Source organism: Bacillus sp. BR3(2024) (assembly GCF_039134555.1).
GTDB classification, from domain to species: domain Bacteria; phylum Bacillota; class Bacilli; order Bacillales; family Bacillaceae_G; genus Bacillus_A; species Bacillus_A cereus.
This window is the reverse complement of the sequence record NZ_CP152438.1, coordinates 562,079-586,499: the sequence shown is the minus strand read 5'-3', so window position 1 is coordinate 586,499 and position 24,421 is coordinate 562,079. Positions and strand designations below refer to the sequence as shown.

Here is a 24,421-nt window from a genome sequence, read left to right as displayed (position 1 = left end):
AATTAAGATGCTGCACTTAATATTGTTAACAATTATTTTTGCTTATCCCTCATTAATTGTAAACTACTACCCTTCACTTTCTATTTTGTTCCTTAATAAGAATAAAATGTTAAAACAGTTTTAAAATGAGTCTCTTTTTCACCTTGTAAGCTGTAGAGCTTTCATATATTCCCCTTTTCTTTCAAGAGCCTTTTTTGTATCCTCAGCGGTTAATGCAAGCAAAATCTACTGCAATGTTCTGTAATAACTTCTTATTAGCTTACCTGAAGAAATCTCTTAAATTGATGGATGTGTAACGTACCGCTACTAAAATTCTTGCTTTTAAATCATTATTACTGTATTATGTTTACGTAGCAATATAAGGATTATAGTATATGAAAAGGAATCAAATCTATAAGTAAGATTTAAATCCTTTTCCAAGTCAATAAGATTTTTCCAAAATCTAATATAATTTATGCTTGTCTTTTTAATCTGTATCTAGTACAAACATATTTTTTATCAATAGAATTCTGTTTTCAATGCTAGGAATTAGTGTTCTAAACAAGGAACTATACAAAGTGATCTGAAAAACCTGAGAGGTATTGTATGTAGTTTGCTCATCTCCAGGTACTACAATAAAAGAGCCTTACCTCTCTAGGCAAGACTCTACTAGTTTAGTTGTATAATATTTACGTAATAACTAAGAAACAGAAAACATATAACACCAAATAGCAGCACCCTATTACTCCTCCTACAGCTAATACCTGTTTAACCCAACTCTTAAATTTTTGATTACTGTAAATCGCTTGCACTCTTTCCATATTTCCTCCTATTAAGAAGAACCCTTATAGACTCTTACCTTGCTATGGTAACATTAAAAAATGGCTAATAGAGGCCTAATGTATAAATATGCAATATTGCATAAATAAATGTATTGTTACAATTGTAAACGCTTACTATAATAAAACTATAAAGATTCACCACATCTTAATAAGAAAAAAGAGGAGCGAATAATATGGAAATCGCAATGGCAGTTTTAAAATTTATAGGTGGAGCAATCCCATTAATTCAAGAACTTCTAAAAGCATTTATGTAAATTCACTATTTAGCAATTATTTATAAAAATTATCATACAAATGATCTGTATATCAAAAATGAATTGATTTACAGATCATTTGCGTGAGCAAGTTCCCTTTAACATGATTAAGGGACTTTTTTAATTTTTAAATACTTAAGGTTACACCACATTAACATCAAGTTAGCAAAACAAAAAGAAAAATACGCCAACCTTCCTATAATTCTACAAATGGAATAGCATATTTTTCATTTTTGGGACCTAAAAAACTTTAACTTGATGGTGATGGGGTAACAATTCTGATTTAGAGATAAGATCAGTTTATACAAAGATTACCCACCGATATGTGGAAGATGAAGAATACACTTGCGAACTTAAAACGATTGAATTAAAGGACTTGATGTTAGTGTGGTGAACAGAATATGAAAATTACTTAAAAAATCGTAATCTTAACTATAAAATACCAAGACTGCCTCTCTCCTCTCCAGGGCCATCTTGGTGTTTTTTACGTTCACATATAAATTATTATTTGTATTGTTGCATGGGTTCTTTATTAAATTATATACGTCTACTTTACCATCGATAAGCAATGACTAATGTCTCCCATTTTATCGTACTGATTACTTATACGAGGTTTTAAAAGAATCACCTTGACTAAAATGATAAAACAAGAAATCGAAATGAGCCCCTTTTTTATTTTATAAGCAGTAAAGCTTCCATATAATGCTCTTTTCTCTCAAGAGCTTTTTTTGCATCATCAGCTGTTAATATATAATCTACTGCAATGCTCTGTAGTAGCTCCTTATCCGCATTTGGCAACTGAATCGTTATATCTTCCACACTACTCTTATTATTTCCATTTATCTTATTAAATTCTTGAATACTTCTTGCCAGCTCTGCTAATTTTTCCATATGCACAGGATTGTTTACATCCAAAAATATATTACTTCTAAAAACTGCCGTAACATATTTCTTTACATTTTTCTTTTCTTTTTCTGCTTCTTCCTTTTTATCAAAAACAATATTTCCCGTATACATTTGTTCAAACGTGAGTATATCGTTATTCTCTTTTCCAGCATAATATGTATTGAACTTTTCTTTTAAATCATTCGCTTCTTTTTTGATTTTATAATTATCACTATCTACTTTTGGAGAGATTCGTCCATCCAAAGCTAGCTGAAACTGCAAATACGGTTCATTTACTTGCTGTACATGAGCTATCCGTACATCTGGCCCCAGTAAATCTTTATAATTCCCCGGTATTTCAACTTCATTTAGTTTAACAGAAAAACCATACTGCGATTTTGTATAACTTTGAGCTTTTTGTTTAATTTCTTTATCCGATATATCACATGATGTTAATAGTATTAAACTAAACATCATACTACATGTTATTTTTGTTATTTTCATATGGTATCTCCTTTTATGCTTACTTCATATACATAAATGCTAATATAGATTTCTGATAAAGTTACGAAGTTTAACAAAAAGAAGAGCAGTTTTAAGTTGCTATGTTTATACAATTTTATATGAACCAGAGTTAAGTTTAAAGGAACTAAATCGTGCGTTTGCTCTTTATTCAACCATTTAACTTACTAACACTTTTCATAAGATATTTACACACTGCATTTAGGTAAAGAAATACAGAAATGTGTTTTTTTCTTTGTACTATCTAAATTTATGCTCCCTCCATGTTTTTCTACTATATGCTTAGCGATAGTTAATCCAAGACCTGATCCCCCATTATTTTCTCGAGAATCATCTACTCGAACAAATGCATCAAAAATACTTTGTTTCATATCCTCAGGTATTCCAATTCCATTATCTATAATGTTTATATATACTTTGCTTTCATCCTCAATTAACGATACAAACACGGTCGTACCTGCCGTATTATACTGTAGAGCATTAGATATTATATTAGAGATAGCACGGTATAGTAACCTGTTGTTAATTGGAGCAATCACTTCTTTAGAGGGTATTTGATATTGAAGGATTAAGCGCTTCGCTTGGAATAAATCATAATATTCTACAAGCAATTCACGAATAAACTCAGATACATCAGTTGGATGTACTTCAAAAGGGTAATCAGAATGCTCTAATTTAGACAGTTCAAAAATATCTTCAGTTAATACCGCAATGATTCGAATCTTATTATATATTACATTCAAAGTTCTTTCTCTTTCACCTTTTTCTGTAATGATCCCTAGTTGTAATGCTTCAACATAACCTTGAACGGTTGTAATTGGTGTCCTTAAATCATGAGACAAATCTACAAGCATCTTCTGCTTGGTTTCTTCTAACCTCTTCTTCTCTTTCTCTATTTTATCGAGTTTTTCCGACATAACATTAAATAAATGCTGTATTTGCATTAACTCAAAATATGTTTCATAGTTTAACCTTTTATCATATTTCCCACTAGCAATTTCCTCAAATCCAGTTGCTAGTTTATCCAATGGTCTGGTTATTTTTCTAGCAATTTGCCTACTAAATATATATACATTCATAGAGAAAAATACAAAAAATAAAACGATTGTAGAAAGTAATATCTTATAAAAAACATATACGTATTCCTCATTTTTATCAGAAAACGTATATTCATACTTTATTGCTTTTTTAGGAACCTTAACAAGGCAATATAATGTTTCACCTTTTTTCGTTACAAATGTTGCTACAGATGAATAATAAGGAAGCTTATCATTATCAAAAAATAAAGTAGCAAATTCTCTTTGTGAATATGATAAAAGCTTATCCTTCTTTTCCCCCTTGGTATAGATAACTTGTAAATTTTCATTAAGAATTTCTATCCAACCGCCAAATGTTTCTATTGATTCTGAATTAATAGTTTCAAAGTTTTCACGCACTACTTCACTTGCTTTTAAATTATTTAGCTTTCCTAGTTGCTTCTCTGTTTGGTACATCAAAAATATAAATAAAATTATCACAGTGAAACCTATTGCTAGTGCAAATATAACGTAATTTTTAATTAAGATATATAAAACTTTATTTTTCATAAAGTTCTTCCTTCCTAGCAAATCTATATCCAAGCCCCCGGATCGTTTTTATATAAACTGGATTCTTAGGAGAATCCTCTAATTTCTCTCGTAGTCTACTAATATGAACCATAATCGTATTATCATCTGCACAGTAATAATCAGACCATACACTTTCAAAAATTTGTTTTTTAGTAAATATTCTCCCTGGTTCCTCCATAAAAAGTGTTAAGATTTTATATTCCGTAGCACTGAGAGTAATGGTTTCGCTTGATTTATAGAGTGTACAAGAATGATGATCTAATACTAAATCACCCATATGAATTTGCTTCTCCTTACCTTCTACAGCCTTATCATTAAATTCATAGGACCTTCTAAGGTGAGCTTGAACTCTAGCTATAATTTCTAAAGCACTAAATGGCTTTGTAATGAAGTCATCTGCTCCAATCCCTAAACCTATAATTTTATCTACTTCTTGAGATTTAGCTGACAATATAAGTATTGGTAATTGTAACGTCTCACGAATCTTTTTAATTAATTGATAACCATCCATTTTAGGCATCATAATATCAACAATAGCTAAATCAATATGATTTTCTTCTAGACACTTTAAGGCAACTTCCCCATTTGAAGCCTCTACAACAAAAAAATTTTCCATTTCTAAAAAAAGCTTTAAAAGATCAATAATATCTTTGTCATCATCAACAATTAATATATTTTTTTTCATACTCTCCCTCGCATCGGTCAGAATTTTCAAAAAATCTATTTAAGGTTATTGTAAGGTAAATGAAAGTGACATGAAAGACTAACCGTTTAATATACAGATATGAATTAAAGAAGGAGGCATTATCACATGAAAAAACTTGTTGGAATTGCGTTAGCAGCTACCATTGGAATTGGAGGTTTAGGAACTTTTGCTACTACTAAAACTCTCGCAGCAGTAAACAATCAAGAATCAAAAAAATCGGTTTATCAAGTATCTGACGTGCAAGGTGAATTTATGCACATTAAAGTGGGGAAACCTTGGTCAATGACGCCAAGCGGAAAACAATACAAATATGTCTTATTTAGCGAAAATAAAATTTATGTAAACCCTAAAACTGGTGTAGTAACAGCATATGAAGAAGGAGCAGCTGAAGGCAGAGTACTCGATAAAAATGGAAATGTTGTTGCTATTTGGTATATCACAGCTTTTAAATAGTGAAGGGTTAATTTTACAAGGTCGAAAAGAGCATCTTTAAGTTTATTATGAGAGTATTAAAAGAATTTCAATACTTGTAATTACCCTAAAATAAAAAAGCTTATCTTTTAACACGTAATGATAAGCTTTTTTATTATTTTTTTCATTTTTTATTTTCGGAAGTATTTCTTTAAGTTGATAGTAATGCGGTGCTATTCCATCACTATCTACAACTTTATAGTATCCCAAAACGGAAACAAAGGGTTGCATTTATATAATTAGGTTTTGGAGAAATGATAATTTTGTTTAGGGATACTTTACGATTTTAACTTGAATGACATATAGTGTTATTTTTAGCATTCTAAATAATCGGGTTCAATGTATTTTTCTGTTTCAGGAGAGCTTTTAATTTCTATAGGATATTTCTTAAAAGCTACAACAGTAATCCTATCTTCTTGAACTAAACTTCTGGATTCATTTATAGAAGAGAAACCTGTTCGCGTTAAAAAATTGTATAGAGAGGATTTTGTCATCCAAAAACTAGTAACGTTATCTAATGATGCCCATTTTGATTTTAAACGTTCTTCTATTGATGAATTAGCAGAGTGTTCTAGCATTGTGTGTCCCTTATATTCATAAGTTTTATAAAGTACTGATACATTAGGAGTAGAAGTGATATGAGTATCAATTATTACAAACCTTTTGCATACTTCATACACTTTTTCTAAAAAGGGGAATACATCTGAGCAGTCTAAATGATATAAAATACCAGAGCATAAAACAATATCAAAATGACCATATTTTTCAGCACTTAAATTTCTTACATCATCTTGATAAAAGGTTAAGTTTTCCAACCTTAATAAATCTTTAGCGAATATAGCTTTTTGTATGTTTGATTCTCTTCCTTCTATCCCTACAACAGTTGCTCCTTGCATAGCAAACTCAATAGCGTAATGCCCCTCTAAACAAGCTAAATCTAAGATTCGAAGATTTTTAAAATCACATTGTGTGATATCTTGAATCATTGTCACAATTTTTTTTAATGCAGGATTTGGTTGTCGAATATCTCTTGTATATAGAGTATCCGTTAATTTAATATCATAAGCGGTCCATTCACCATATTTACGAATAATGTTTTCTTTTTCGAGAACAAAATCTTTCATGATACAATTCGCCACCTTTAACATAATATTATGTGTAATATATACCTTAATAAGATCAATATATGTATGTATAACTTGTATTTAGACGAAGGTAAACATTTTAAAGCTTCTCACTTTATCATGTGGTACGTCCACGATTCCTTCTTTTTGGGAGCCACTCGCAAATTTAGAACAATATGCAGCTCAAATAGTCAACTAATTAAACTACCTATTCATCTCATCTATCTAAATTATAGAAAATCTTATTATATTCATTTTTAGCCATAGCCAGTGCAAATGTCATAATGATAAGTGGGACACCACATTGCTATCAAGCTAAGCAAACAAAATACTCCTTAAAATAAAATGAAAAAATACATTATTTTTTCTTATAAAAGAAAAGCAAAGAATAAACTTTAATATGTATTAATCCAAACAAGAGAAGATGATTCATGTGAAACAATTTACTAAATTTCCTCTGACATTTTTAGTTATGTTCCTAGCCAATTTAGCGAACTATTATTTTATCCTATTTATGTAATATTGAACTACCCCCACTTTCACTTCGTTTAGAAGTGAGGGATTCCTAAGTAAAGAGTTCTAACGAACTCTAATTGATTAGGCTAACCCCACAGTCCTTGCGGTTAGAAGCCTTATCGCTTCATTCTTTAGATTGATACTTGCGTTAATATCCCTATCATGGTGTGTACAACAAGAAGGACAGTCCCATTCACGTAGGTTTAGATTTTTAACGTCTTTATTTTGATATCCACAACAAGAACATAATTGGCTGGAAGCAAATGTTTTCGATACGACAATGACTTGTTTGCCATACCATTTTGCTTTGTATTCTAACATGGATCGAAATTGTGACCAAGATACCTCACTAATTACTTTTGCTAACTTATGATTCTTTAACATATTCGATACTTGCAAATCCTCTATACCGATAACATCGTGGTTTTTGATGATTTCAGTTGAAATTTTGTCCAAGTAATCTTTTCTAGTATTTGATATGTATTCATGAATTCTAGCTACCTTTACTCGTTGTTTATTCCAGCGAGAAGATCCTTTCATTCTTCTAGAAAGCACACGCTGTGCTTTCGCCAACTTATCTTCTAATGATCGGAAAAACTTCGGATTTTCATAGTGGGTTCCATCTGACAAAATAGCGAAATCTTTTAGTCCTACATCTATTCCAATGTAAGAATCTGTTTTCGGAAGTTCTTGTACTTCTGTTTCAACTAATAGTGACACAAAATATCTACCAGAAGGGTTCCGTCTAACTGTAGCATTGACAATACGCCCCTCTACTTTGCGACTTTTGGCAAATCGAACAAGGCCTAGTTTTGGCAACTTTATTTTGTTCCCTACAACGGCAATGTTTTCATTTGTTTGTTTTGTGGTATAAGATTGTACGTTGTTCTTCTTAGATTTAAAGTGCGGTGCGCTGTTTTGTTTTTTGAAAAAGCGTGTATACGCATCCGCAAGGTTGCGAACAGACGACTGAATCGCAATACTATCCACTTCTTTTAGCCAAACAAATTCTTTCTTCATGGCAGGAAGTTTGGCAGAGCATGTACCATATGTTAAACCTTTCCCAGTTTCTTTATATGCGTGATCCCATAGGGATAGGAAATGATTGAATACAAAGCGAGAACAACCTATCGTTTTGTTAATTAGAATTGCTTGTGCTTGATTTGGATAGATACGAAACTTATAGGCCTTATTAATTATCATTTGATTCACCTCCATTTCGGTATATGACTATTATATACCAAACGTACATTCGATAGATAGTGAAGTAACACTTTATGTATGTCGAACAATTAAGATGGCTTCTTGCCATCCCTTGTTCGAAGCCAATTCATCTCCCACCTACTCACTTCGCGTTCCTTGAGGAAGGAGTCTTCTTGGCTAAAATGATAAAAGCCTTCCTAATTATAGGAAGGCAACGTTCTAAAATGAAAACCTATATTTGATTACTAATTAAATTACCTCAAACTGATAATATACACTTTTCCCATTCTCCCTAGTTACTTTAATTTCAGCAAATCCTTTACCAATGACATCCATTCTAACCTTTCCATTGCCCTGTACTGTATATTTGACAACTTTTTCTCCATCTATTGTTGTATGCTTTGCTGCAACTCCTTCCTCAACCCTAGATTGACCAACACGCCAACAGTCACTGCACTTTTTTGTGCTCTTAGATATCATTTCATTTTTTACATGTACGCTGTTAGTAGATGCATCAGCAATACCATTTGTACTCAACAAAATTAAGGAAGTTACTAAACCTATTCCCAGTTTCTTTAACATTATTTCATCCCTCCTGTGTTAAGTTATACTTTTATATTAAACTGAGATTCTTTCAAGTAACTTTCATTTACCTTACAATAACCTTAAATCCCCTTTTATCTATATAATTATATATATAAATTTTATGTATTATATGTATTAATTTAATGTATAATAAAGTTAAAATATTGAAATTTCAGGAGGTTTCTTAATGAATATACTTTTGGTCTTATTTTTTATAATTTTATTTATAGTCGCTTTACTCAATTTACTAAAAGAGTTCAAAAAAAAGAAAGCTAATACAGCATTGATTGTATTTGAAATTATAGTTATGATTGGTGCTCTATGGTGGTTAGTTAAAACTTTCAAATAATCAGAAAACAGATGGTAGAGAGTGTCCTAAAGATAAAAGCTATATTATTAACAAGATTAAATATTCACTTATACAACATTCCTCCTTTCAAAAGTTTGAATTGTTTTGTAAGAAACTAGTAATAATTATATTATACTTTTACATTTAATTACATATTTAATTTGGAAAATATGTAAATTTTAGTTTTTTTAGGATTTTTTCTCTTTAGTATATTTAAATTTTAATTACCTAATTTATACGGTTTTTAAAGTACGAGATATTTGAATTGAAGAAAAACAAAAAATGCCTCCTGTATTTATACAGGAGGCATTTTTCATTAATTGCTTAAAGCGCTTATCAAAATTCTCTAGTTTACTTCAAATTTATTTTATACTTTCAACTTTTTTAGTAAACATATGACATTTCCTATTGAACTACCCCCACTTTCACTTCGTTTAGAAGTGAGGGATTCCTAAGTAAAGAGTTCTATCGAACTCTAATTGATTAGGCTAACCCCGCAGTCCTTGCGGTTACAAGCCTTATCGCTTCATGCTTTAGATTGATACTTGCGTTAATATCCCTATCATGGTGTGTACAACAAGAAGGACAGTCCCATTCACGTAGGTTTAGATTTTTAACGTCTTTATTTTGATATCCACAACAAGAACATAATTGGCTGGAAGTAAATGTTTTCGATACGACAATGACTTGTTTGCCATACCAGTTTGCTTTGTATTCTAATATTAATCGAAATTGCGACCAAGATACCTCACTAATTGCTTTTGCCAACTTATGATTCTTTAACATATTCGATACTTGCAAATCCTCTATACCGATAACATCGTAGTTTTTGATGATTTCAGTTGAAATTTTGTCCAAGTAATCTTTTCTAGCATTTGATATGTATTCATAAATTCTAGCTACCTTTACTCGTTGTTTATTCCAGCAAGAAGATCCTTTCATTCTTCTAAAAAGAACACGCTGTGCTTTCGCCAACTTATCTTCTAATGATTGAATGCTTATATTCAATCTATATATTTTTAAATTATAAAAATATATAGAAAATTCTCTATTGAAAGATAAAGTAAAAAATGGTATTATTTACATAAAGGCAGGTGAATAGTTCACATGAATAAAATCGATATTGAAAGAATTGATCAAAGATCAGGTATTTGGGATTGGATTTTTGGAGGTACTACTGGAGGAACATAAGATTTAAAAAAGGTGTTTTAGAATTTAATTCTTAAAGCACCTTTTTTAAATCTTATATATTGAGGTGGTTTTTATCATGTTTTATAAAATAAAAGATATACATCCTGTCACTTATATAAGTGATACAGAAATTATTATTGGCAAAGATCGAAATTTTATGAGTGTATTGAAAGATAGCGATGGTTTTCTTAAAGAACTTCTTAATTTATTAGATGGAAATAAGAGCGTGACAGAAATTTTTAAAATATTACACTCTAAATTCCCTTCATTAACCAAACAAGATGTATGGGATACTATCAAAGAATTAAATAATTACGGTCATATAGAACAGTGCTTACCTAATCCTATTATAGATAATAATCGACATTTAACAAATCTTCATTTCTTTTCAAACTTTTCTTCTATGGATAATTCAGCAGGGAACATTTTAAAAGAATTACAAGAATTAAAAATTGGGATTATTGGTCTTGGGGGACTGGGAAGTAATTTATTGTTACAATTGGCAGGATTAGGGGTAAATACTATTTATGTAGTAGATCCTGATAAAATTGAATATAAAAATTTGAATAGGCAATTTTTATATAAATTATCTAATATAGGTGAATATAAAGTGAAATCAGCTATAAATAATATCAAAGATTTCAATGACGAGATTTCTATAAAAGGCTTCACAAAACGCATAAATAGTGTAGAAGATTTATTAGAGATATTCCCTGAGGACATTGATATCTTAGTTTGTGCAGCAGATTCCCCCCCTATATATATTCAATTATGGTCTAATTTATTTTCACAGATAAGGAATATTCCTCTTATAGCAGGTGGATTAGGGTGTGTGACAGGTCAAATTTTAACTAGCATTCCTAATCAGACACCTTGTTTAGAATGTTTTTATCACGATTTATTAGGAAAAAATTCCTTAAAAAAAGAAAAATTATTAGAGTTAGAATCTAAAACAATTACTACTGCCATAGGTCCATACATTAGTTTAATAGCCAATCTTATTTGCACTGAAATTATTAATTATTCTTTAAAACACCCTTTGGCATCTAGTGGAAAAAAATTATCAATTAACTATTTAACATTGGAAATAACCCATGAAAAAGAATGGCTTCCAAATATAAATTGTATTTGTAAAACTAAGAAATTCGACTCTAATAAAATATTACTTGAGCGATTCTAAAAAAGATACTATTAAATATGTTTTTGGGGATTGATACCCTGTTTCTTAACATACAGGGTATCGGTTAAATTGTATTTATTTTGTATCTAAACGTACAATTTTCTTTTTTGATATGGTGACCCCTAGTAGATGCGACATAGCGAAAACTCCTCTTGTGATTTGTCTCGCCAACAATTATGATACGAGAGTTTTTGCTTTCTTTTTATAGTTAAACGCAAAATAATTGAATTTATGGTTTATTACCCACAGGGTATCGTAAGAACTATAAATTAACAATGAGATAAAAATGTAGAATAAAATGTGATATTCAATTTAAAAAAGGAGGATTATATTATATGTTTAAAAAATTTGTGGTAAGTGCATTAACATTAGGTGGATTAGTTATAGGAGGAATCTCATCACATGCTGATGAACATGATCAATACTTCGGAAACTGTAAAAATGTAACGCAGAATGTAGAAACAAATGAATACGTAAAAAACTGTGTTAAAATATTCCCGAACTCCCCTTTCGGTCCAAATGTAATAAAAATACCTAAATCTTTTTCATATGATGATGGCACTTATCAAGGAATACTCTATCTAGTTTCTCAAAATAGTACTCTGTATTCTATCGTTGCTAATTATGAAGGCACTTTAAAAAAATACAAATAAAATATAAAAGATAAATTCTTTTTATATTAATTGAAATGTTATGGCTAAAAATATCAGTCTTAATGTCTCTTCAAACATTCTATTTGGATACTTATCAAAAATCTAAGGAATTATATATAGTTAAATAAAAGTAATGGCTGAGGTTTTTAAGATAGGATTACAAATTGCTTTATTTTCAAAAATTGATGGAAATTAAAAATTTGGGAGTAGATTCTCATAATAGAAGACTATCTCATTTAAGTACTGGAAAATAGAAGTTAAAGTGGAAGAAGGCGTTGTATTATTAAAAGAATTCATTCTGCTAGCTAATAATGAGTTAATTTAGAAAAAATAATATAGCTAAATGAGATGCTGCTAAACAGTGGCGTCTCATTTGTATTTTTATTAAATCAAAAAATAGATGAATAGAAATTAAAATTTTTATAACTTATATATCAAGAAAAGTTATACCCCGAAAACAAGATCATAAAATTTATTCTCTATGTTTTCATAGAACTACTCTTCACTAAAAATTATTATTGTTTTTGAGCATTCACTATTCCTTCTTCTATTCCTTCTTCTAATCCTTTCTCTAATCCTTTTTCTACTTCTTTCTCCGATTCTTCAATCTTCTTATTGTGCCCCTCTAGAAATCCCACTAATATTTCTGTTATTATCGACATAGGTACACCTTTATCCAATAACATTTTAAGAAATTCAAATATAGAGAGACCTTGTGAGTTAATTGAATTATATTTGTTATTAATATATTGTTCTATATTTTTTTCAGAAAGTTGATTATTCCCAGTCTTATTTTCAGAAATGTATTTTTGATTATTGTTCACCAAATGTGAAGCTGTAGTACTTGGACCTGTTCCCTTTAAAACTCTAGTATTTAAAGGATAAAGCCTGTTATTTATGCTTGAACTGATTTTCATCACTCATTTTCCTCTTTCTTTTTGATAAATTTAATATGAATTTGTCACAAACAGCTATTACAAACGTATACACATTTCATATTCATTCACCCATAGTGTTTCATTTTATATTTATTTATTATAATATTAATTACAATTAAATTAAAGCCAACTGTACCTACATATGCATTATTTCATTTTAGATAGGATTTTATTTTGTTAACTTGATGAGCATGAGAAGTTAACTCTACTACAAGAATTAGACGTTTGATACTGAGTGTAGGGAATTCATTTATTACCTGCTAACATTTTATATTATTATAAATATAATTCATATTAAACCAATGACTAAAACTAAGTTTTATGAGGATGTTTTCATTTTAATCACACTAGGTTTAGACTTCTTGAATTTGAAAGTATAAACTTAAAAAAACGCCCAATTCAAGACGTTTTTTTCCATGTTTATATCAATCTTTTAAACATGGCCATGTTCAGGGAAAGGTTTAAACATATTTTCCATATGGATTGACCCTACATTATTAGCTAATGAAGGTGAAATTTCTTTATAAATTGAAGAAATAAAATTTATTATAGTATTTTAACTTAATATACAAAACAACATTAATACAACTATGACACTCAAAATTGTCACATGTATATTTTCTAAAACTCTTTTTTTATCACCCTGTTTTAACTCCCTCCCCAGCTCCCTACATTGTAATTTTAATAATCTAGTCTCTGCAAATACCTTTTTTTTGCAGAAAAACTATAGTACAATAAATAATCAAACGATCTATTTCCAGATTACCCCTATTTATGCACCTTTCAGTTCATTTTCTGCTATTAGTTCCTGTATTACATACTTCAAATACATAATTACTGGGAGAATTAGATAACTAACAGTTTTACCTTTATCAGTAATAAGATGCCTTTCTTCGACTAGAATGACTTTTATTATTAATAGAGTTCCCCTAGAGCAAATGTAACAATTTATGAGTAGAAGAATATTTCCTGAACTTTAATGTAATGTAAAATTAGTAAAGAACGTATTTCATGAAAAAATGTTAACTAATAAAGAATTAGAAGTGATTATATGAATAAATTATTACTATCGTGTTTATTAGTTACATTCTGTCTAAATACCGCAGGATGTTCTAATGATATGACTATACTAAACAATAATTCTAAACCTTCAACACCTACGAAGGTTAAATGCATTAACAAAGCGTGGTACAAAAAATATATCCCATGTAATAGTTCAGTTTATGATAAAGGTCATAAGGCGAAATTATTATATATTAATCACACTATAAACATGTTGTAATTAATTGTTCTAAATCTACCTAAAAAGACTATCAATAATGGTGGTCTTGTTTATATTGGTAAGATTGTACTATTATGATAAAATAGATTTAACTGTATGACGTAGGGTGGTTGGTTGCTATCCTTTCTCTTTTTTTATGTAGAGGGAAAGGAGGTGACTCCTATGATGGAATATTTACTTTCTTTGCTACAGGATTTGTTGAAAGTATTTTTGACAATTCTTGTTACCGGTTATGGAAACAAACTGGTGAATAATATTAGCAAAAAACGTAAAAGAACCTCCCTACGCCGTCGGAAGCAAAAGGGAAGTTCTAGAAAAAGAAACTAACTTTATTTAGTAACTACCCGCCTTACGGCAACAGTTACCAGAAGAGATGTATCGAGCATCTCTTCTTTTATTATATACCCAAGGTATTACTGTAATACTACTGTAGTAATAATTATAACAAATGAACATAAAAAATCAATGAGTAATGGACAAAAGAAAAGACACCCTAAGGTGCCTTCTTCCGACTTGAGCAATCCTATAGTAATGCGATGCCGATCAATAAAATAATTTATATAAATAATTAGCTATATCTTTATGTACCTTAGCTGATATAATGCATAAGGAAATTATTGGTTAATTAATAACGCACATATATTAGGGAGGTACATAAGTCATGGAGTTAATAATTTCTTCATTTGTATTAGTAGTAATATTCTTTATTCTTTCGATAGTTTTAAGTGGTAAAGGTCAGCGAATAGCAAAAGAAGTTTTAAAAGAGCTTATTAATGGTCCTGAGGGGAAAATGTTGGTAGGTTTTTTTGGAACTTTAGCAGTTATAGGAGTAATTTTTATCATTTGGCTTTTATTGATCTAAGCATTCCGGTTACTCAGGCTGATACAAGGTGCAAGAAAATTACTGGATAATTAAAGGTACATATATATTAGGAGGTACATAAGCCATGTTAGAGTAAATTACAGCATTTTTCTTACTAATTCTCCATTCCATTGTTTATCTCTTTTCAAGTGGAGAAACTAAGCAAATAGCAAAAAAACATATAAAAGAAATTCTTAATAGTCCGGATGGAGTAATAATATTAATTGTTGCTGCGGCACTTTTAATCGGAGGGATATATTTATTATCATTATGATTTCAAATACCTTAGCTTAAAACGTATAAGGAAATTAAAAGTATACAAATAGTAGGGAGGCATAAATAATGATATTTATAATTGTGCTATTTTTCATATTTATCATATCTATTATTCTTTCATTATTTTCAAAAGGTGAAACTCAACAAGAAGCAAAAGAAGTTGTAAACGACATTGTTACTGGTCCTAATGGGAAGATACTATTAATCGTTGCTGTGGTATTTGTAATTGGAGGGATATTTATTGTTGGTAGTATTGTAAATGATGGCTATAAATCACCTGAAAATCCAAGTATGCGAAACGATCGTACACCTTTAAAGTGTGCTCATTATGGTGGAGAATGGGACACCGGTGGTCTTTTTGGAGAAGCTAAATGTGTTTATAATAAAACTGATGAATCGGATAATAAATAATATATAAAGGCCTTATCTTTTCTATAGGAAGATGAGGATTTTTTATGCATAAAAAAGACACCTAAGGTGCCTTTTTCTAATGTGTTTACATCCTTAATTGATTGTAAATTGATTTGAATACGTGAATTCACCACGATATTTAATTACAGCGACATAATTACCACTTGTATAGCTATCTGTGATAGGTGTTTGCCAAATTTCTGTTCCAGGAATAAATTCTGGTTCTATTGTTTGGAATCGTTCTAGGGTACCATTTGTGTGGATTTTGTAAATTTTCATTTGCGCACCAAAATGTTCCCTACCAAAGTGCTGTGTTAAGTAAAATGTATCACCAGTTATTAAATTCCCAATCTTCCAATCAGGTTGGTATGTACTTTCCTCTGAATTTTGTAAATCCATAATGGTTTTGAATCCCCAATCATCATTAAGTGGATCTGAGTAAGCTGCAGCTGCTTGCGAGGTAGGCTTACTCATTTCTACTGCAGTAAACCCACTAAATGTTAACGCTCCAATTAATGCTAATTTTCCTAATTTCATTGTTATTTCCCCCTGTCAAATTTCAGAATTATTTAAAATCATATACAAACAATAATATAATTCGTTGTATTATATTTCAAATATTTTCTAAAAAAATCCAAAATAAAAAGACACCCTAAGGTGCCCTCCTCCGACTTATAAATCAAATCTATATTTTATTCACTTTATTCAGTATGGTGATGATGGCCTTTGTATAGCAATAGAACCAAATCACGCTATAAGCATTAGTGGACATCATAACATTCAAAATCAGTCTTTTATCGTTTTCCGACAGAAGACTCCTTCCTCAAAAATGTGAAGGTGTGAAACACCAATTTTAGGTGGAAGATGAATGTCGGTTGGCATAAGCCAACATATTTGCTATCATTTACTTGTACAGATTGCTCTTCGAAAACTGAAGATATGAGGTTGGTTGCAGAAAAACGTTGCAACCGTAAAATCTTCAACGTTCTATCGCCCCACGCTTCTCAAAATTGCGAAAACCAAGCTAAAGTAGATAGTGTGGTGAGTCAGCGTACAAGATACTTATGTTCTCACCGTAGGGACTGCGGGTAGAGCCTGCTAAGATAACTGGTGGATACATCGGTGTTCGCAGGAATCTCCCACTTCAAACGTCCGTTAGGACGTTAAGTGGTGAGTAGTTCAAGTCCGCTAATACTTAACGTAAGTTTTGGTTTTGTTATTACCCAGACTACTATATCCTCTCTAATGACTGTGGTTGCATTGTCAAATACTAAAAGCATAAAATCTATTTATATCATTTTAATGATTTTATTTCCTCGTATTCCCTCATTTTCTTTTAAAATATCGCTTTCTTCATGTCAGCCTTGTCCATGAACTCAACAGCTTTGATATTTCGCCTTCCATTCCTTTCTTGTTATCCTCTTTCATGTACCAAGCATTAGAATTGAAACCTTTGAGATTACTGTTTCCTTAACCGCAAAGAAAACGTTAAACTTCATATATACTTTTGAGAATGTTATGTACTACTAATTGGTTTTTATGATAATTATTCATAAGTAGATAATTCGCTACGCGCCTCGTCTATTGTATTCCTAGCAACTCTTAATGATTTTAAACATTTACCTAATTTCGCTAAATCTGTTTGGCTCGCAGCATCTCCATAGTTGTCTATAACAAATTGCAAGTTATCCATCGCCTTTAAAATAGATGAATGTAGACCCTTTAATTCTGTTGGGGGTTCTACATATCGTATACTTGAGATGAGATAAGACATTTTATAGAAAACATCGCCTACATCTGAAACCCATGATTTGTTTATAGTACCCTTAATTTCTGCATCAGCCTCTAACATGCTAAATTGGGTCGCCACATCAGATAGATCCTTTAAATAATCGTCCATTACCCATGCATAATGCTGCTTGTCTAAATGTTTGTAATCACTTGTTTCGGCTCTTTGCTTTACTTCTTTTTGATTTCCTATATTTTTTTTATCTGCGGTTAATTCCTCAACTGCTGCTGTAATGGCTTTTATACCTTTTTTGCTACCAACAAGAGCGTCGATAATTAAAATACTACAGAGAAAAATAACAAACATGGCAATCCACTTAGCCCATTTCGGCATAAAAAAACTCCTTACTTAATATATTTCTCCTAAATTATAATACAGGATTAAAGCCCCTATAAAAACTATATCTCTTTACCTAATACCTTACCTTCTGTTTTCTCAAAATTGACATCTTTAAGTAAATCTATATCATATACAAATTCATTTCCAATATTACATCATTAAATTTAAATATAACACTATATTATGTTTCTATCAAGAATATTTTTCCAAATAAATATCATTCATAGCCTCCTCTTTTCACCATTAAACCTAATTTATACATAATAAAAAAAAGAGGATCGCCCCATAGTAGAGCAGATCCTCTCTTTCACTTCACATACACATAGGCTTCGTTTGCTGTTATATAATATGTTTTACCTTTACTATTATGCACTCTATATTGTGGTGAATTATTTACAATTACCTTTGCATCAATAATAAATCCTAAACCCATATTTACAATACCAGCAACATCTTTATCCTGCCAAGATGGAGAATCATAGAAGCGTAAATTATTTACTTTTGAAATAACTTTTTTACCAATTACTGTAGCAGGTTCATTGCCTTGGCAACGAATATATGAGGAATCATAATAAATCCATTGGTTACCACCAAGAAGTAACCAGTTTCCTAATTTACCCCATACTTTATAATCCTCACCTTTTTGTAGCTTACGAATAACACTATTTTCTGTTGATGGTCCAGAGCGGAGATTTACATTGTATCCTTCAATATATGCAATACCATTCGACTCTACTGTACCAGATATTTCATTTATTTTTTGTGGTTTGGTATCCACTGTAATCGTGCTCCCGTTATAAACCTTTAACACGTCTGCTCGAAACTTAGCCTCAGATACGCCATGACTACGAAGATAATCCAGTGGATCTTCATGGTCTGTCCCACCTAATTTATAAGTAATATCCCTATGTGTCCATAATCCTTTAGAGGGATGAATATTTCGTTCTCGCAAGATTTCCCCAATTAATTCTATATATTTTTCATATGAACGTTTAAATTTCAATGGATCACTTGTCTCACACAATTCAACATGAACAAATCTAGCATTTGCTGCTGGACCTGCCCCCCATGCCTGATGTTTTGTAGATGCAATTTGAATTTTTCCATCCCAATCCACTGCGTAGTGAACAAACGCTGAACGCCATGTACGAGACTCATATTTTTGAATATTAATTGCTGGCGCCTCTGGGGTAGCTGTAGAATGTGCCACAACACCTTCATAAGCTCCAACACCATAACGGTATGGTTGTTTTGGTAAATCAGGAATAAGTAGCGTTTTATCAGCAAGTGCGTTTGTTCCAATTGATACTACTAAAATCATTGCAACAACTATGGATAAAATATGCTTGTATTTCTTTTTCATTTTCTATCGGCATCCTTTTTTACAATCTTTGTATGGTCAAATAATCCACTAGCTGACAATCCAATAATCATTCCTTGAAATAAATTCACTTTAATATCTTGAGACAAAAATAAAACACCTAGCGTAATGCCAAGTGTTAAATTAAATAACGGAATATATTTTGTTTGCAGTCCCGTTGTTTTTACAATTTGAGAAATTCCTACAACAACTCCAATCATTGCCGTAATTTCAATCATTACATACCTCCTCCTTTCAAAAAGAAGGTAAGAGCAGCTCCAATTAGTCCACCAATAATAAGGCGTAGGATCCAAGTTGTATTAGCACTGATTTTGTCTAATTGCTTATTAATATTAATAATGTCCTTTTCATTACCTGTCGTCCGCATTTCTAAACTTCTAATCTCTAATCGTATATCCTTAATATCTTGCCTTATTTCCTGAATATCACCTTTCACCTCTTGTAAACTATCCATTTTGCCACCTCTTTCCCACTTCTTATTTAATTCAACATAAAAAAGCCTACATTACATACGCTTTGCTTTACATCTCATTATTTTTTTGTTTATCAGCTGTATACATATACTTCAATAAAATTTCCTGCATTCAATAAAATATTTACAAAGTTATTAACTTTCATAAATTATATATCATTACCTGGTGTCATATCTTTATTTGGAGCCGGATTTTGAATGAATTGCATAACTAACTTCTCTAGGGCTGGTATGGTTTAATTTGATTAATAATTTGGTTCTGTAATTGATTGTTTCCTGAATTTGTATTCTGTGTTTGGATTGGAGTTTGATTTGTTATTTTGTTATTTCTCCTTGTAAACAACCGAAAACAAACCAGCCTATGTTTTCTCTTTCTTCTCAGTTGTTATTTTTGTTAATTCTTCAGTTGTTAATTGCACTTTAGAAATCGTCTTTTTATACCTTCTACTCTATAATTTTATTCTTTTTTGTTAATACAATGTCTTTATTAACTTGATCAATCGTTTATTTACTGCTTATACTTCAGGAATAAAAAGCTACTTACATGTACCATTCCATGGCGTTAATAAGACAAGCTCACCATTACTGATTTTTATTTAAATCATATCACCTTTGGCAAACCAATATATAAATTACTAATCTAAAATCTTGAATGATCATTTCTTTGGTGACTCTAATTCTTTAATCTTATCTCACATCAAAATTTTCTTCTTTTACCCATGTATTATTTCCAATATCAATATAACCATTTAGTCGTCCAAAAACTCTATATGGAATAGATCCATCTACAAAACCTGTATAATTCCCGTTAGGACCATCATATGTGTTAATACCACCGCCTGGTGGATATTTTGAATAAGCACTGAACCATTGTACTTCGAAATGTTCCAGAGCAGCCCATGCCTCGTTTCCTAGACAAATCATAGGATTTTCATACCACGCTGCATCTATAATAAGATACGGTGTTTTATCATAAATTACCCTCGTAAAATATCCTCCTTGCGGTTGGCTATATAGATTAATCCCTCCATTATTCGGATATTTATTTACAGCAATCCCCAGACCTACTGGCTGTATTGGTTTATTATTATTGTTGTTAAATGCTTTATTTACCTTCTCAATGAATTGATCCAATCTTCCCTCGTCAAGCATACGGTGTGGACAATGTTTCCCACTCCACGATTTATGTGTACGTACATTACTAATTGGAATGTTGAATTGTTTCATTAACTGAGCTATAACAATTGCTGCATTATCTTCCGCCTTATAATATCTATCCCCACCGCTTAAAGAATAGCAAATTTCCACTCCGATGGATTTACGATTACCATTTCCGTTACCATCACCAGCATGCCAAGCATTACGATCAAACGGAATACCTTGTACTGCTTCTTTGTCATCTACTGCAACATGGAACGAAACTGCATTATTATTTCCAATCATATAAGAAATTTCATTTTCAGCTGATGCATCATTGTACGTATTATGTACTGTGATGAATTCTGGCTTCATTGCATTGGGACATTTTATAGCATATTTACTTGAATCCACTAATTTTTTTCTAATCTCCATTACTGAACATCTCCTTTTTATTCTCTCGTTTTTATTACTTAAAATTCTCACTGCATTATTTAGTACATCTAGTAACCTAATCTCCATACGGCCAGCATTTTCTCTAATAAATTCCTTGTCTTCACCTGCTAAAAAAGAAAAAGAGCAACTGTTTATCAGTTGCTCTTCCTTTAATTCCTCTCTACACTCCTACACCATCGTTTTAAACGAATTCATAAAAAAGTATCACACTGCTTCTTCCATTTAATTTGATATTTATAGATTTCAAAATACTATCTCACATTAAAATGTTCTTCTTTTACCCATGCATTATTTCCAATACCCAGGTAACCATCTTTTCGTCCTAAAAGTCTATACGGAACAGACCCATCTACAAAACCTGTATAATTTCCGTTAGGACCATCATACGTATTAATACCGCCACCTGGTGGATATTTTGAATAAGCACTGAACCATTGCACATCGAAATGTTCCAGAGCAGCCCATGCCTCGTTTCCGAGACAAATCATAGGATTTTCAAACCATGCTGCATCTATGATAAGGTACGGTGTTTTATCATAAATTACTCTCGTAAAATGTCCACCTTGTGGTTGGCTATATAGATTAACACCCCCATTATTTGGATATTTATTTACAGCAATTCCAAGACCTACTGGTTGTATCGGTTTATCAGTATTGTTGCCACTGTCACCTTTCCCCAAATAATCTAGTGGATTCACAGCATTACTCTTACTAGCATCCCAGCGCCCTTTATGCAATTCAAAATGTAAGTGTTGGCCACTAGACTCCCCTGTGTTCCCCATAACCCCAATAGTTTGTCCTTGTGTAACATAATCGCCTACTTTTACTGTTCGAGAACCACTACGCATATGAGCGTATACAGTTTCCCATGTAACTCCATCAATAGTATGCACAATCATAATACATTCACCATAACTAGATGAAAGATAAGAACGGCTAACCTGCCCGCTAGCTGCTGCATAAATCGGATGATAGCCCGCTTCAGCAAGGTCTACCCCATGATGATCTGGTCTACTTCCTCTAAAACCACTTGTTACTCTTGTTGTATCTGTAGGATAAATAAATTTTGCCATATTAGTCTTCCTTTCTATTTTTACACAATATAAAAAAGGTGCTTGAATGAGCACCTTCGTTCACTGTCTATATTTATTATTTTTTGGATGTATTTTAGCTTTTCAAATCTTAAGATTAACCGAACGAAAAGCTCCCCGTTATTATCTAACATCAAAATGTTCTTCTTTTACCCATGCATTATTTCCAATCGCCAAATAACCATCTTTTCGTCCTAAAAGTCTATATGGAACAGACCCATCTACAAAACCTGTATAATTTCCGTTAGGACCATCATACGTGTTAATACCGCCACCTGGTGGATATTTTGAATAAGCACTGAACCATTGCACATCGAAATGTTCCAGAGCAGCCCATGCCTCGTTTCCGAGACAAATCATAGGATTTTCAAACCATGCTGCATCTATAATAAGGTACGGTGTTTTATCATAAATTACTCTTGTAAAATGTCCACCTTGTGGTTGGCTATATAGATTAATACCACCGTTATTCGGATATTTATTTACAGCAATCCCCAAGCCCACCGGTTGTATTGGTTTATTGTTATTACCAGCTTCATCAAAATCTACATATTGTTTAACAATTTCAGAGTAGAAGAAATTCCCTCCATTTTTATATCGATAGCCACCATTATATGCAACAGCAATAGGTTGACTATATTTCACCATAACACCAGTCGTATTTCCAAGTGATGGAGCAACAACTGTTTTAGAATACAGATCTGCCACCGGTAATGAATGCTGTTTATTGTTAGAAGCTAACCAGCGAAGGTAAGCTCGTCCAAAATTATACGATTGAACAATGGCACTTAAATCTGTAATACCATTTTTCTTTGCATCATCAAAAGCTCCTTTTAGATGCTTTACTCCATAATAAATTGAATCTTTAGGATTTTTAATTGTATTCATCGCCCAACCTTGTGATTCACTAGACTGCATAATATCAGGTGTTGTCTCAGAGTTTCCTCCACTCTCCACCATAATAATTCCAAGCACGTAAGGAACTAACTCAGGTACACCTTGTGCAGAACATTCGCTTTCTACCATTGATTGCCAACGTAACACTTGCTGTGGCAGATTTTTTGTTTTAACTGAAGCAGCTAATATACTCATTACTAAATCTCTCCTTATTTTCCTATTATTTTTTTCTATAAAACTCTTAATCTACTAAGTACATCTAACACTTAAATGAAAAAATTTTTTAAAATTACTTCATGTTGCCCACCTTCTTTCACAACAAAAAGAGCAACCATAAAAATAGTTGCCCTTTCGTCGAAATCTTATATTACTACTATAAATCACTTTTTCAATACTTTCTGTACACTGCATGTATCCTACAAAAAGGTAACATTAAAACCCATCTACAAACTTGACAATCTTTCTTATTTCAGCATGTTTTCGGCGAATATAGCCTGTACTATAATGTAATTCAAACGCTATTTGTTCTAAAGTCATTCCATCAACATACTTCATTTTGAGAATTTGATGATCTAATCCTGTAAACTTATTAATTAAAATCTTTAAATCAAATACTTCATTGATCTTATGTCCTAATTCATATTCAATCGCTTCAATCCGATCTTCTACTTTAGCCCCTTCGGATTCAGCAGTTAATCGTACATTTTGTAAGTCCCCACTAGTCCAGCGCTTTAATTCTGCTTTTGATTTGTCTAAGTTATATTCTAAATATGCAATTTCTTCTTCTAGTTTCTGATAATCTTTGAGCCAGTCAAACATATAATAATCCCCCTACTTTTCTTTATTTAAATCCTGCTTTTATTTTTATCGTTTTCCGACAGAAGACTCCTTCCTCAAAAATGTGAAGGTGTGAAACACCAATTTTAGGTAGGAGATAAATGTCGGTTGGCATAAGCCAACATATTTGCTATCATTAAACAGTCCGTTAGGACGTTAAGTGGTGAGTAGTTCAACACCAAAGAT

The 24,421-nt window shown here is 31.4% G+C and carries 24 protein-coding genes and 2 pseudogenes; 8 read left to right on the top strand and 18 right to left on the bottom strand.

All coding sequences use genetic code 11. The features are described from left to right. Positions 1 to 668: 668 nt before the first annotated feature. On the bottom strand, positions 669 to 800 hold the full coding sequence (locus V7S45_RS30245; protein WP_000442766.1) for a hypothetical protein: 132 nt from the start codon (positions 798 to 800) through the stop codon (positions 669 to 671). An 88-nt stretch (positions 801 to 888) separates the two neighbouring features. Here V7S45_RS30245 and V7S45_RS30240 point away from each other — a divergent pair. Further along, positions 889 to 1,075: pseudogene (locus V7S45_RS30240) on the top strand (hypothetical protein). A 672-nt stretch (positions 1,076 to 1,747) separates the two neighbouring features. Here V7S45_RS30240 and V7S45_RS30235 read toward each other — a convergent pair. The 3 genes from V7S45_RS30235 to V7S45_RS30225 all read right to left on the bottom strand — a co-directional run bounded on the left by V7S45_RS30235 (position 1,748) and on the right by V7S45_RS30225 (position 4,774). Then, positions 1,748 to 2,464 carry a hypothetical protein gene (locus V7S45_RS30235; protein ID WP_000704987.1) on the bottom strand — a complete coding sequence of 239 codons (717 nt, stop codon included), beginning with the start codon at positions 2,462 to 2,464 and terminating at the stop codon, positions 1,748 to 1,750. 206 nt (positions 2,465 to 2,670) lie between these two features. Beyond that, a complete protein-coding gene (locus V7S45_RS30230; RefSeq protein ID WP_025689734.1) occupies positions 2,671 to 4,068 on the bottom strand; it encodes a HAMP domain-containing sensor histidine kinase in 1,398 nt (465 codons plus the stop codon). Further along, positions 4,058 to 4,774, bottom strand: a complete 717-nt coding sequence (locus V7S45_RS30225) for a response regulator transcription factor (protein WP_342762053.1) — start codon at positions 4,772 to 4,774, stop codon at positions 4,058 to 4,060. Before V7S45_RS30225 ends, V7S45_RS30230 begins: the two co-directional genes overlap by 11 nt. 126 nt (positions 4,775 to 4,900) lie before the next feature. On the opposite strand from V7S45_RS30225, the gene V7S45_RS30220 reads away from it, so the two are divergent. Further along, positions 4,901 to 5,248 (top strand): hypothetical protein, encoded by a 348-nt coding sequence (locus tag V7S45_RS30220; protein WP_025689731.1) that lies wholly within the window; start codon positions 4,901 to 4,903, stop codon positions 5,246 to 5,248. A 332-nt stretch (positions 5,249 to 5,580) separates the two neighbouring features. Here V7S45_RS30220 and V7S45_RS30215 read toward each other — a convergent pair whose 3' ends face one another. The 3 genes from V7S45_RS30215 to V7S45_RS30205 form a co-directional block, all read right to left on the bottom strand. Further along, positions 5,581 to 6,390: a methyltransferase domain-containing protein gene (locus V7S45_RS30215; RefSeq protein ID WP_025689730.1), complete on the bottom strand. Its 810-nt coding sequence runs from the start codon at positions 6,388 to 6,390 to the stop codon at positions 5,581 to 5,583. A 597-nt stretch (positions 6,391 to 6,987) separates the two neighbouring features. Then, positions 6,988 to 8,109 (bottom strand): IS200/IS605 family element RNA-guided endonuclease TnpB, encoded by a 1,122-nt coding sequence (gene tnpB, locus V7S45_RS30210; RefSeq protein ID WP_342762052.1) that lies wholly within the window; start codon positions 8,107 to 8,109, stop codon positions 6,988 to 6,990. A gap of 249 nt (positions 8,110 to 8,358) precedes the next feature. Further along, positions 8,359 to 8,691, bottom strand: coding sequence for a hypothetical protein (locus tag V7S45_RS30205; RefSeq protein WP_025690260.1), 333 nt, complete (start codon positions 8,689 to 8,691; stop codon positions 8,359 to 8,361). A gap of 190 nt (positions 8,692 to 8,881) precedes the next feature. Here V7S45_RS30205 and V7S45_RS30200 point away from each other — a divergent pair, with 190 nt between their 5' ends. Then, the gene (locus tag V7S45_RS30200; protein ID WP_179206965.1) at positions 8,882 to 9,043 is read left to right on the top strand and encodes a hypothetical protein; all 162 of its coding nucleotides are present in this window, start codon (positions 8,882 to 8,884) and stop codon (positions 9,041 to 9,043) included. Positions 9,044 to 9,526: 483 nt separating this feature from the next. Here V7S45_RS30200 and V7S45_RS30195 read toward each other — a convergent pair. Further along, positions 9,527 to 10,033: pseudogene (locus V7S45_RS30195) on the bottom strand (RNA-guided endonuclease TnpB family protein); the annotation flags it as partial. Between the two features lie 277 nt (positions 10,034 to 10,310). Here V7S45_RS30195 and V7S45_RS30190 point away from each other — a divergent pair. Continuing rightward, entirely contained in the window at positions 10,311 to 11,414 is a 1,104-nt protein-coding gene (locus tag V7S45_RS30190; protein ID WP_342762051.1) for a ThiF family adenylyltransferase, read from the top strand. A gap of 335 nt (positions 11,415 to 11,749) precedes the next feature. Beyond that, positions 11,750 to 12,067, top strand: coding sequence for a hypothetical protein (locus V7S45_RS30185; RefSeq protein ID WP_025690336.1), 318 nt, complete (start codon positions 11,750 to 11,752; stop codon positions 12,065 to 12,067). A gap of 515 nt (positions 12,068 to 12,582) precedes the next feature. On the opposite strand, the gene V7S45_RS30180 is transcribed toward V7S45_RS30185, so the two are convergent. Then, positions 12,583 to 12,984, bottom strand: coding sequence for a hypothetical protein (locus V7S45_RS30180; protein WP_342762162.1), 402 nt, complete (start codon positions 12,982 to 12,984; stop codon positions 12,583 to 12,585). A gap of 1,465 nt (positions 12,985 to 14,449) precedes the next feature. Here V7S45_RS30180 and V7S45_RS30175 point away from each other — a divergent pair. The 3 genes from V7S45_RS30175 (at position 14,450) to V7S45_RS30165 (ending at position 15,836) form a co-directional block, all read left to right on the top strand. Beyond that, on the top strand, positions 14,450 to 14,614 hold the full coding sequence (locus V7S45_RS30175) for a hypothetical protein (protein ID WP_164876757.1): 165 nt from the start codon (positions 14,450 to 14,452) through the stop codon (positions 14,612 to 14,614). Positions 14,615 to 14,948: 334 nt separating this feature from the next. Continuing rightward, positions 14,949 to 15,149 carry a hypothetical protein gene (locus V7S45_RS30170; RefSeq protein ID WP_342762050.1) on the top strand — a complete coding sequence of 67 codons (201 nt, stop codon included), beginning with the start codon at positions 14,949 to 14,951 and terminating at the stop codon, positions 15,147 to 15,149. A 342-nt stretch (positions 15,150 to 15,491) separates the two neighbouring features. Further along, positions 15,492 to 15,836: a hypothetical protein gene (locus tag V7S45_RS30165; protein ID WP_025686988.1), complete on the top strand. Its 345-nt coding sequence runs from the start codon at positions 15,492 to 15,494 to the stop codon at positions 15,834 to 15,836. 93 nt (positions 15,837 to 15,929) lie between these two features. On the opposite strand, the gene V7S45_RS30160 is transcribed toward V7S45_RS30165, so the two are convergent. From V7S45_RS30160 to V7S45_RS30120, 9 genes are all read right to left on the bottom strand, one after another. Beyond that, a complete protein-coding gene (locus V7S45_RS30160; protein WP_025686989.1) occupies positions 15,930 to 16,373 on the bottom strand; it encodes a DUF5065 family protein in 444 nt (147 codons plus the stop codon). Between the two features lie 1,009 nt (positions 16,374 to 17,382). Further along, positions 17,383 to 17,958: a hypothetical protein gene (locus tag V7S45_RS30155; RefSeq protein WP_025686990.1), complete on the bottom strand. Its 576-nt coding sequence runs from the start codon at positions 17,956 to 17,958 to the stop codon at positions 17,383 to 17,385. Positions 17,959 to 18,271: 313 nt separating this feature from the next. Next, entirely contained in the window at positions 18,272 to 19,327 is a 1,056-nt protein-coding gene (locus V7S45_RS30150) for an N-acetylmuramoyl-L-alanine amidase (RefSeq protein WP_025686991.1), read from the bottom strand. Then, positions 19,324 to 19,563, bottom strand: a complete 240-nt coding sequence (locus V7S45_RS30145; protein WP_025686992.1) for a hypothetical protein — start codon at positions 19,561 to 19,563, stop codon at positions 19,324 to 19,326. The genes V7S45_RS30150 and V7S45_RS30145 overlap by 4 nt, the downstream gene beginning before the upstream one ends. Continuing rightward, positions 19,563 to 19,799, bottom strand: a complete 237-nt coding sequence (locus V7S45_RS30140) for a hemolysin XhlA family protein (RefSeq protein ID WP_000377824.1) — start codon at positions 19,797 to 19,799, stop codon at positions 19,563 to 19,565. The genes V7S45_RS30145 and V7S45_RS30140 overlap by 1 nt, the downstream gene beginning before the upstream one ends. Positions 19,800 to 20,504: 705 nt before the next feature. Continuing rightward, positions 20,505 to 21,389, bottom strand: coding sequence for an N-acetylmuramoyl-L-alanine amidase family protein (locus V7S45_RS30135; RefSeq protein WP_267378970.1), 885 nt, complete (start codon positions 21,387 to 21,389; stop codon positions 20,505 to 20,507). Positions 21,390 to 21,661: 272 nt separating this feature from the next. Next, a complete protein-coding gene (locus V7S45_RS30130; protein ID WP_001051379.1) occupies positions 21,662 to 22,483 on the bottom strand; it encodes a M23 family metallopeptidase in 822 nt (273 codons plus the stop codon). Between the two features lie 141 nt (positions 22,484 to 22,624). Next, entirely contained in the window at positions 22,625 to 23,593 is a 969-nt protein-coding gene (locus V7S45_RS30125) for a lysozyme family protein (protein ID WP_000025077.1), read from the bottom strand. Between the two features lie 237 nt (positions 23,594 to 23,830). After that, positions 23,831 to 24,217 (bottom strand): DUF1492 domain-containing protein, encoded by a 387-nt coding sequence (locus V7S45_RS30120; protein WP_000460736.1) that lies wholly within the window; start codon positions 24,215 to 24,217, stop codon positions 23,831 to 23,833. Positions 24,218 to 24,421 lie beyond the last annotated feature (204 nt).